The organism is Oceanisphaera arctica, assembly GCF_002936955.1.
Taxonomy (GTDB): domain Bacteria; phylum Pseudomonadota; class Gammaproteobacteria; order Enterobacterales; family Aeromonadaceae; genus Oceanimonas; species Oceanimonas arctica.
Genome location: NZ_MPZM01000067.1, coordinates 1 through 10,313, shown reverse-complemented (window position 1 = coordinate 10,313; position 10,313 = coordinate 1). Strand labels below are relative to the sequence as shown.

Annotated in this window: 9 protein-coding genes and 1 pseudogene; 7 read left to right on the top strand and 3 right to left on the bottom strand. The window is 57.1% G+C overall.

Annotated elements, in window-relative coordinates; translation table 11 throughout:
* Positions 1–197 precede the first annotated feature (197 nt).
* Positions 198–605 (bottom strand): nucleoside diphosphate kinase regulator, encoded by a 408-nt coding sequence (gene rnk, locus UN63_RS15960; RefSeq protein WP_104488460.1) that lies wholly within the window; start codon positions 603–605, stop codon positions 198–200.
* A gap of 243 nt (positions 606–848) precedes the next feature.
* Between rnk and UN63_RS15955 the strand changes: the two genes are divergently transcribed.
* Positions 849–1,439 (top strand): OmpW family outer membrane protein, encoded by a 591-nt coding sequence (locus tag UN63_RS15955; RefSeq protein WP_104488457.1) that lies wholly within the window; start codon positions 849–851, stop codon positions 1,437–1,439.
* Positions 1,440–1,528: 89 nt separating this feature from the next.
* On the opposite strand, the gene lhgO is transcribed toward UN63_RS15955, so the two are convergent.
* The gene (gene lhgO / locus UN63_RS15950; RefSeq protein WP_104488455.1) at positions 1,529–2,740 is read right to left on the bottom strand and encodes an L-2-hydroxyglutarate oxidase; all 1,212 of its coding nucleotides are present in this window, start codon (positions 2,738–2,740) and stop codon (positions 1,529–1,531) included.
* Between the two features lie 107 nt (positions 2,741–2,847).
* Positions 2,848–3,816, bottom strand: a complete 969-nt coding sequence (gene glaH / locus UN63_RS15945) for a glutarate dioxygenase GlaH (protein WP_104488452.1) — start codon at positions 3,814–3,816, stop codon at positions 2,848–2,850.
* 164 nt (positions 3,817–3,980) lie between these two features.
* Between glaH and csiR the strand changes: the two genes are divergently transcribed.
* The 6 genes and pseudogenes from csiR (at position 3,981) to UN63_RS15910 (ending at position 9,717) form a co-directional block, all read left to right on the top strand.
* Positions 3,981–4,670, top strand: coding sequence for a DNA-binding transcriptional regulator CsiR (gene csiR, locus UN63_RS15940; protein ID WP_104488449.1), 690 nt, complete (start codon positions 3,981–3,983; stop codon positions 4,668–4,670).
* A gap of 241 nt (positions 4,671–4,911) precedes the next feature.
* Positions 4,912–5,222 (top strand): annotated as a pseudogene (locus tag UN63_RS15935) (5-methyltetrahydropteroyltriglutamate--homocysteine S-methyltransferase); the annotation flags it as partial.
* 36 nt (positions 5,223–5,258) lie between these two features.
* The gene (gene metF / locus UN63_RS15930) at positions 5,259–6,161 is read left to right on the top strand and encodes a methylenetetrahydrofolate reductase (RefSeq protein ID WP_104488447.1); all 903 of its coding nucleotides are present in this window, start codon (positions 5,259–5,261) and stop codon (positions 6,159–6,161) included.
* Positions 6,162–6,845: 684 nt separating this feature from the next.
* A complete protein-coding gene (locus UN63_RS15920) occupies positions 6,846–7,853 on the top strand; it encodes a DctP family TRAP transporter solute-binding subunit (protein WP_104488443.1) in 1,008 nt (335 codons plus the stop codon).
* 75 nt (positions 7,854–7,928) lie between these two features.
* The gene (locus tag UN63_RS15915; RefSeq protein ID WP_104488440.1) at positions 7,929–8,423 is read left to right on the top strand and encodes a TRAP transporter small permease; all 495 of its coding nucleotides are present in this window, start codon (positions 7,929–7,931) and stop codon (positions 8,421–8,423) included.
* Complete coding sequence (locus tag UN63_RS15910; protein ID WP_104488438.1) at positions 8,413–9,717, top strand: TRAP transporter large permease; 1,305 nt, start codon at positions 8,413–8,415, stop codon at positions 9,715–9,717. Before UN63_RS15915 ends, UN63_RS15910 begins: the two co-directional genes overlap by 11 nt.
* Positions 9,718–10,313 lie beyond the last annotated feature (596 nt).

The window sequence follows — 10,313 nt, the reverse complement described above, 5'->3', positions numbered from 1 at the left end:
ACCCAGCAACAGCAGCAGGCAGATAGGGCCGGTAATGGAGATGGAAAACAGGACGCTGTTAATAAGCTGGTTCATTAAATCTGGAATTCGGGTCTGGGGGTAATCAGCATGCCTCGAGTGCCCATGATGAGCAAGACGCGTATTACCTTTGACAGCCCATAAATAGAAAAAGGCGCATCAACAGCGCCTTTTTCTATTTATGACTGATAATCGCCAGCACGCTCCGGCTGGTAATCAATGGCAGTAATGGTGACCTGCAGCGTCTTGCCGTTGGGGCCGGGCCACTGGATGCTCTGACCAATGGCCAGGCCGATCAGGGCCGCGCCTATGGGCGCCAGTACCGAAATTTTTTCTTTGGCACCATCCATATCCCGTGGGTAGCACAGCGTCTTGGTAAAGGTTTCTTTGCTGCTGGCCATGGTAAAGGTAATGGTGGAATTCATGGTCACGATATTGTCCGGAACCTCGGTGGGGGCGACCACGTTTGCCCGATCGAGTTCGTCTTCAAGCCGTCTGACGGTATCGGAGTCGGGCTGTTTTTCAAGCAGGGCCTCGAGCCGGGCCAGATCCAAAGTAGATACAGTAATAGGTGGCAACTTGGCCATATAAATCTCCATAAAAAAGCAGGCAACGCTAAAAGCGCTGCCTGAACCCGATAGTTAAGATATACCTCAAGCCGTGCGCTTTAGCCAGTGGTGGCGCAGGCTATTTGTTTGAAAACTGTCAAAACTAAGGAGTTGGAATGAGTTTTGAAGGCTGGTTTGCGTTAAATCAAAAAAGCCCTGTTCCGGATGAGGCAGACTGCCTGCAGTTGACTTGTTTACCTCAAAAGAAATTAAGGACAGAGCATGAAAAAACTTTCCCTGCTGGTCGCCGTCGTATTAATGACCCCTGCCGCCTTCGCTCATCAGGCCGGTGATATTCTGGTACGGGGTGGCGCCGTCGCGGTCAGTCCGACCACCGACACCAGTGACAAGCTGGATGTTCAGTCCAACACCCAGCTGGGTCTGACCCTGTCTTACATGGTGACCGACAACTGGGGTGTGGAATTGCTGGCAGCTACCCCTTTCTCTCATGATGTTAATCTGGGTGGCAGTGAAGTGGCGAATGTAAAGCACCTGCCGCCGAGTCTGATGGCCCAGTACTATTTCGGCGATGCCCAGAGCAAGGTGCGTCCCTATGTGGGGGCCGGTATCAACTACACCTTTTTCTTCGATGAGGAAGGTCGTGGGGTTCTGGCTGGCACCGATGTGGAAGCCGATGACTCCTGGGGGCTGGCGGCCCAGGCCGGTATCGACATGGACATCAACGACAACTGGTTCGTGAATGGCTCTGTCTGGTACATGGATATCGACACCGATGTGAAAACCGCTGCGGGTACTTTTGACACCGGCATAGATCCCATCGGCCTGATGGTCGGCCTGGGTTACCGCTTCTGAGTGATTTGCAATGAGGGTGAGAGGCGTCGAGCCTCGGCAGTGTTTGGGCAGACCGGTTGGTCTGCCCTTTTTATGTGAAGCAGACTCTATCAGGCGACGGCAGTACCTTCCTCGACCTGGGCTTTCACCTTGTCGACGATATAGCCGCCGATGGGAATGGCGGAGGTGGCCGCCGGCGAGGGGGCGTTACAGACGTTGATGGTGCGCTTGGTGTTCACGAACAGGAAGTCGTCCACCAGGTTACCGTCTTTCGATACCGCCTGGGCACGAATACCGGCGGGATAAGGTGTGAGATCGCTCACCTGCAGGCTGGGGCAGTACTTGCGTACCAGTTCCAGGTAGCCGGCCTTGTTGATGGAGTTCTTCATCTCGGTCAGGCCCGGCTTGAGGTTTTTCATCAAGACCTTGAGGATGCCCGGGTAAGTGAACATTTCCAGGGTGTCGCGCAGGGAAATATCACTCTTTTTGTAGCCCTCCCGCTTGAAGGCCAGCACCGCATTGGGGCCCACTGTGACGGTACCGTCGATCATACGGGTCAGGTGCACGCCGAGGAAGGGCATATTCGGATCCGGGATCGGGTAAATCAGGTGATTTACTATCTGATTGTGCTCGGGTTTTAGCAGATAGTATTCGCCGCGGAAGGGGCAGATCTTGAACTCGGGCTCGATGCCCAGCATGCGCACCACCCGGTCCGCCATCAGTCCGGAGCAGGACACCAGGTACTTGCCCTGAAACTCGCCCTGAGAGGTCTCTACCACCACCTGGCTGCTTTCTTCTTTCAGGCCGGTCACTTCGGCGTTGTAGCGGATTTCACCGCCCAGACGCTCGAATTCCTTGCCCATGGCCGCGGTCACCTGCTTGTAGTTGACGATGCCGCTGGAGGGCACGAAGATGCCGCCCACGCCGGTGATGTTGGGCTCGCGCTCTTTCAGTTGCTCGGCATTCAGCCAGTAACGCTCCAGGCCGTTGGCTTCGCTGCGATCCCACAATGCCTGCATGCGCTGCATTTCCAGCTCGTTGGTGGCTACCAGCAGCTTGCCGCACTCGTCGAAGGGAATATCGTGCTCCCGGCAGAACGCCTTGGTGGCGATATTGCCTTCCAGGCAGAATCTGGCCTTGAGGCTACCCGGGGTGTAGTAGACCCCCGCATGGATAACGCCGCTGTTATGGCCGGTCTGGTGATGGGCCGGACCGGACTCTTTTTCCAGCAGCAGTATCTTGTGGTCGGGATAGGCTTTTTTGAGCTGCCAGGCGGTGGACATGCCGACGATGCCGCCACCGATAATAATGAAATCAAACACTGTAGGTTCACCTGTGTGAGAGAGGCAAAAGCCGGAGACCTGCCCCGGTGTGATATTGGTTTGTTGTTGTTCAAGGTGCCGCCTCGGGCGACACCTTGTCAAAGTCTTTAGCCCTGGTTCGGATTCTTCAGGGTCTTGGCATGGGTGAAATAACCACGCTGACGCATCAGTTCGCGACGCAGGCCTTCATGGGCGATGAACTTGTCCCGGCCGTGCAGCCAGAAGTGGTTGTTGATCAGCAGGAAAGATCCGGGGGGAACCGGCACCGACAGCCGGTGTGCACTGGTTTCCAGCGCCTCGGACAGTTCCGCCAGCCATACACCCTCATCGAAGTCCTTGGGCTGCACGAACTGATCTATGTAGGACATGATGGGCTGGCCGCTGCGATCGGTATCGAACACGGCGTGATAGACGTCCTTGGTGGTGTTCTTGCTCGGCGGTGCGGCCCAGCGCATTACCCGGCGGGCCATGGGATCGGCGTAGAAACGGTCCAGGTGTTCCCAGTCGTCCAGGTGCAGCAGCAGTGAGTTACCGCCTTCGATGTTCTGCTCGTCGACTTTCAGCATCATGACATAGTCGGTGTCCTGCTCGACGAAGGTACCGTCGTTGTGCAGCTCCATTACCCGGTGCGCCTGGCGCAGGTAGCTGTCGGAGGTGTCCTGATTCTGTACCACGAAGCGGGCGTAGTACTGGCCGCTCATGGCATCGAAGTTGGAACGTCCCATCAGGTGGGCCACGGCGGTAGTGAACTTGACCATGTCTTCCGCCTGCTCGACCTTATTCAGCCCTTCCGGGGTGATCAGCAGGCCGCCGGTGTTGCGGTCGACCAGGGTGTTGATCAACAGGGGTTGCAGCGCCTGACCGCAGAGATCGTTGAGCAACTGCGCCACCCGAAAACGCAGGAACGACTTGTATTCCAGCGCCTGTATCGGCCATTCGGCAGCAGCTGCCAGAAAAGCTTTTACGGTTTGCTCGTCGAAGCGCAGCTCGAGCAGACGAGGAGACTGGGCGGATGGCGCCAGTCTGAATCCCTGGTACTGGTGATTAACGAAATCGGCGGTGGCAATGTTAGACATGGTGGCTTCCTTGGTTGCTTATCAACTATTGGTCGAGGCGGATTAATGTCGCTGTATATATAAAATGTCGACATTATTTATTAATGTCAATTTATTATGGTTATTTTATGATCTCCGTTGCAATTTCGTTATAATCGGCCGATGGAATCATTCAGGAACAGAGCATGAGCAACCTCGATGCCCCGCGGGAAAATCTGGCGCGCACGGCCTACCAGCAGTTGAAGCAAGACATCATCCAGAGCCATTTCGGACCCGGTGAAAAGTTGCTGATGACGACCCTGAAGAGTCGTTACAGCCTGGGCGTCAGCCCGCTGCGGGAGGCGCTGTCGCAACTGGTGTCCGAACGACTGGTCACGGCAGAAAGCCAGCGCGGCTTTCGGGTCAGCCCCATGTCGATGGCGGAGCTGAAGGATATTTACGACGCCCGCGCCCAGCTGGAAGGGCTGGTGGTGGATCTGGCCATGGCCCGGGGCGATGACCTGTGGGAGGCGGGGGTGGTGGCGGCCCATCATGCCCTGAGCAAGGTGACCCATCTGGATTCGGTCGAGGATCAGCTGAATCAGTGGGACCACCGTCATCAGGCTTTTCATCAGGCGGTGGCCGCCGGTTGCTGTTCTCCCCAGCTGCTGGTGGTGCGCCAGACGCTGATGGATCAGGCGGCACGCTATCGTTACCTGTGGCTGAAACGCACCGTGTTCAGCGAACAGGCACTACAGGAGAAACAGCAAGAGCATCAGGCCTTGTTTGATGCCCTGCTGGCTCGCAATCCAGAAGCCGGCACCATGATGCGCGACCATCTTATGAGCCCCGTGGCCATTATCACCCAGGTGCTGTCCGAGCAGGGCGTGCGCTAAAGCCGCCTGCCGAATAACGGATCGGGCGCCCGCCCGATCCGTTTGCTCGCCATATAAATCCCTTTGTTCTTTCTTTTTCTTTCTCTTTCTCCAGCCACAAAAGCATCTCATTTAAGCCCTCTATCAATATGCTTTAGCGTACGAATAAATCAGTGTTTATCACTTTTTTAAAAGAAGTCCTTGCTCCCGAAAGTTCAGACGTGTAAATATAAAGCCATGTAGACGTCCAAGCGTCTCTATAGCCGAAAAAGCCTTCCGTTTGAGTGCATCGGTAGTGGCGGACAGTACCCAGATCCACATTCACATGTGTTATTCTGAGTTCAACGAAATCGGTCTCGGCGTGTACGAGATTCACTCCCCGCGGACCCGTCGGTAGCGGAAATGGTCAAGCTGATTGAAAAAGCCGTGGAGCCTCTGCCCAAGGAACGTATCTGGGTCAACCCCGACTGCGGTCTCAAGACTCGTCACCGGGAAGAAACCCGTGCAGCTCTGGCCAACATGGTGGCGGCCACGCAGGAATTGCGTAAGGCCTACGCCGAAGCCAAGGCATAAAGGAATTGTTTTAATTTAAGTTGTCAGGAGATAAACATGGGTTTTCACAGCGCGCGTCATGTAGAAGCGCTTAATCAGTCAATGGCCGAGCTGAATGGCGATATTAACGTCTCGTTCGAGTTTTTTCCGCCCAACAGCGAGCAGATGGAGCAAACCCTGTGGAGTTCCATCGAGCGGCTGAAAACGCTGGCGCCCAAGTTTGTCTCCGTCACTTACGGCGCGAACTCCGGCACCCGGGACAGAACACACAAGGTGATCAAGGACATTCAGGATAAAACCGGCCTGATTGCCGCGCCGCACCTGACCTGTATCGATGCCAGCCGCGACGAGCTGCGTGGCATTGCCCGGGACTACTGGAACAACGGTATCCGCCAGATCGTGGCCCTGCGTGGCGATCTGCCCAAGGGCATCGACAAGCCGGATATGTATGCCGCCGATCTGGTGAGCCTGTTGAAGGAAGAAGCCGACTTCGATATTTCGGTGGCGGCCTACCCCGAGGTACACCCGGAGGCGAAAAGCGCCCAGGCCGACCTGCTCAGCCTGAAGCGCAAGATCGACGCCGGGGCCAACCGGGCCATTACCCAGTTCTTCTTCGATGTGGAGTCTTACCTGCGGTTTCGCGATCGCTGCGTGACCATCGGTATCGACGTGGAGATAGTGCCGGGCATACTGCCGGTGTCCAACTACCAGACCCTTATCAAGTTTGCCGGTTTCTCCAACGTCCGTATTCCGGGCTGGATGCACCAGCGTTATCAGGGGCTGGAAGACGATCAGAACACTCGCAACCTGGTGGGCGCCAGTATCGCCATGGATCAGGTTCGGGTACTGAGCCGGGAAGGGGTGAAGGACTTTCACTTCTACACCCTGAACCGTTCCGAGCTGACCTACGCCATCTGCCACAGCCTGGGTGTACGTCCGCCGGTCGCCGTCGCGTCGTAAGTATTCCTTTATAAAAAAAGCCCCCGCAGCGTCAGTTGCGGGGGCTTTTTTCATATGTGAGGAGTGATACCAACTCCATTAAGAACCTGATCATATTTTGCGCTGGAGCCCAGAGGTAACACAGTCGCCTCCCTCGACACGCCACTGGTAAATGACACTCACCATTTCAGCCTACTGCGAGCATTCACTGGATGCTCGGTCAGGCTGAAATGATTCATCACGGCGAGACAAGCTCGCCCCATGGGGGCTCGGAAATGCCTTCTGACCGCCAGGGACGGCGGGAATGCCGGAACGGCAGGAGCATTTTCCGGCCATGGCATTTCACGGTCGTGGGAGTCGATCTCTGTTGCCCCTTCTGGAGCACCGAGTGACCCGTAGACGGCGGCAACAGGCCACGCCGGATCATCAAGGAGGATAAAGGGATCTGCTTAACCGACCATCACATGACAGGGATGTCATGTGCTGAGCGCCACAAGGAGGTGCTTGAGCGGGTCGGAGAAGCGGGCCCTTTGTCCGGGATTGAGCTTACAGTCAAAAAAATCGAATGTTTAATCCGATGGATAGAACCCGGATTGGTAATTGACTTGCACACCGTCTTCATTTCACTATTGCGGCTTTCGTCTTGCTCTTGGGTGAATCCGGGGGCAGACAAACAGGATCCCACCTAACAAAAAAGGACTTATTATGCGTATCAAACCGCTGGCGTTCGCCTTGACTGCTGCCTTCGGCATGACCCTTGCTGCTCCTGCTTTTGCCCAGGAAACCCGGGAGTTTTCCGTGTCCACCGTATTGTCTGACGCCTTCCCCTGGGGACAGGCGGCAGAAAAGTGGGCCGAGCTGGTCAATGAGCGTTCCGAAGGACGCCTCACTCTCAAGGTGTATCCCAATGCGCAGCTGGTATCCGGCGATCAGACCCGGGAATTCTCGGCCATGCGCAGTGGCCTTATCGACATGGCGGTAGCCTCCACCATCAACTGGTCGCCCCAGGTACCCGAGCTGAACCTGTTCTCGCTGCCATTTCTGATGCCGGACGAGGCGGCCATCGACGCCATTACCCAGGGCAGCACCGGCGAGAAAATTTTTACCGCCATCGACAAGAAAGGTGTGATGCCGCTGGCATGGGGTGAAAACGGCTTTCGCGAATTGTCCAACTCCAAGCATCCGATCGATAGCCCGGAAGATGTGCAAGGCCTCAAGGTACGGGTAGTAGGCTCGCCGCTGTTTCTGGATACCTTCAGTACCCTTGGTGCCAACCCGACCCAGATGAGCTGGGCCGACGCCAAGCCGGCGCTGACCACAGGCGCCATCGACGGTCAGGAGAATCCGTTGTCGGTGTTCGATGTGGCACGGGTGGATCAGGTAGGCCAGAGTTATCTGACCCTGTGGCATTACATGGCCGATCCGCTGGTTTTTGGCGTGAACAAGAAGGTGTGGAAGTCGCTGTCCGAAGAGGACCAGACGTTGCTGCAACAGGCCGCCATCGACGCCGGAGCCTGGGAAATCGAGAAATCTCGTAACGAGCTCGACGATACCCTGGCCGCCATCAAGGAGCGTGGTGTCGAAGTCACCGAGCTGACTCCCGAGCAGCATCAGGCCTTCGTCGATGCCACCGCCGAGGTGTACCAGAAGTGGACGCCGCGTATCGGTGCCGAGCTGGTTGCCGAAGCCCAGGCGGCCATCGCCGCCCGTTAAGGCTCTTTTTATCCGGCCCGGCCGCGCTGCCGGGCCGCATTAGTTACGTTAAACCTCCAGCCGAGAGTTGTACCCATGTCAAAATCTGCCCCCGATGCCCGCCCCGAGCGCTGGCTGGCGGCCCTTGCCCTGCTGGCTGTTTGTGTGATCAGCTTAGGCAATGTGGTGGTGCGCTATACCACCGATGCGTCCTTTGCCTTTACCGAAGAATTTTCCGTATTTCTGCTGGTGGTACTGACCTTTGCCGGCGCCGCCCTGGCCGCTCGTCGCCATGTACATATTCGTATCGAGCTGGTGGAAGAGTTGCTGCCGGTTCGGCTGCGGCCGGTGCTGTATGTATTGCAGTGGGCCGCTAGTGTGCTGTTGCTGGGCCTGGTGGTCTGGTATGGCGCCTTGTTGACCTGGGAGGAATACAGCTGGGAGTCGCTGTCGCCCGGCCTGGGCTATCCTACCTGGATTTATCTGATCTGGCTGCCCCTGCTGTGTCTGGCCATTATCTGGCGTCTGACCCAGAGCCTGGTGGAACGTTGCCGTATCTCCCTGCAAGCGGGAGGTGCTCATGAGTCCTGATCTGCTGATGCTGCTGGTATTCGGTGGCGCCATGCTGCTGGGCGTGCCGGTGGCCTTTGCGCTGGGTCTGGGCGGCGCTGCCGGTATTCTGGTCGGCCTGTCGCCGGACATGCTGGCAACGCTTGGGACCAATACCTATAACAGCATCGCCAAGTATCCGTTGATCGCCATACCGCTGTTTATTCTTACCGGGCTTATCTTCGAACGTGCCGGGGTGGCGGCCAGCCTGGTGCGTTTTGCCCAGGCGCTGATCGGCCCACGCCACGGTGGTCTGGGGCTGGTGGTGGTGCTGGTCTGTCTGATCATGGGCGGCATGAGCGGTTCAGGGCCGGCAGACGCCGCCGCCGTAGCCATGGTGATGCTGCCGAGCATGACCAAGGCCGGTTATCCCAAGCCGTTTTCGGCGGCCCTGATCGCTTCGGCATCATCTACCGCGATTCTTATCCCGCCGTCTATCGCCCTTATCCTCTATTCGATTGTGGTGCCGGGAGTGGATTTGCGGGCACTGTTTGCCGCCGGTTTGTTCCCCGGCTTGCTGGCGGGAATGTCGCTGCTGCTGCCGGTGTGGTGGCTGGCCAGGCGCAATGGCTGGGAAGATCCGCGCCAGGGCGAACGTCCCGACTTGAAAGAGAGCTTTATCAAGGCCTTGCCGGCCCTTTTTGCGCCTGTGCTGATCCTGGGGGGTCTGCGCTCGGGTTTGTTCACGCCGACCGAAGCGGCGGTGGTGGCGGTGACCTATGGCCTGATCGTGGGGATTTTCGTCTATCGCCAGCTCAGCCTGAAGGATGTCTGGGGTTTGCTGGGCGAGGCGGGCATGGTGTCCGGCGTGGTGATGATCATAATTTCGCTGGCGGGCATCTTCGCCTGGGCCGGCACCACCCTCGGCACCTTCACGCACCTGGCCGAGTCGATGCTGTCGTTGTCGGATCAGGGCTGGGTGCTGATGATACTGATCATGGTGCTGGTGTTACTGGCGGGCATGTTACTGGATGCCATCTCCATTTACCTGATCATCACCCCGATACTGATCCCCCTGATGCAGCATTTTGGCTGGAACCCGGTGTGGTTCGGTATTCTGCTGGCGATGAATATCGCCATCGGCCAGTTTACCCCGCCGGTGGCCATCAACCTGATGGTGACGACCCAGATTGCCGGTATCCGGCTCGAGAAAACCTTCGGTTGGGCGCTGTTCTTCATGCTCACCATGCTGTCGGCACTGGTGCTGGTGATGGTATTCCCCGGCATTGCCCTCTGGCTGCCGGAGTGGCTGGGTTATGTAGTCGGTCCCTGGTAATTTCATAAGCCATATACCTGTAAATCAAAGCCCCCGCAACGCAGGTTACGGGGGCTTTTTTACATGTGAGCGGGCATGCCGGTTTGAATAAACAGCTTATCGTTTCTTAAACCCGAGGCTCAGAGGCAACACAGCCGTCTTCCACGACACGCCATAAACTCATCCCTGAGGGCTCGGAAATGCCATCTGACCGCCAGGGAGGGCGGGAATGCCGGAACGGCAGGAGCATTTTCCGGCGATGGCATGTCACGGTCGTGGGAGTCGTTCTCTGTTGCCTCTCCCTGGGCACCGAGTTGACAGTAGACGATGCCCACAGACGACTCCGCAGCATCAAGGAGGGCAAAGGGATCTGCTCCAGAGACCATCACATGACAGGGAAGTCATGTGCTGAGCGTCACAAGGATGTGCTTGAGCGGGTCGATGGAGCGGACCTTTTGTCCGACTTCTACAGAGCAACCGAATAGAACAGTTATGTAAGTTTTGTATTGAACCACTGCTCCTGTTTATTCGGTGCTTTACTCCTCACCCTTCACGGTAAGCAACCTCAGGGCGTTGAGGGTCACCAGGGCGGTGGCGCCGGTGTCGGCCAGCACCGC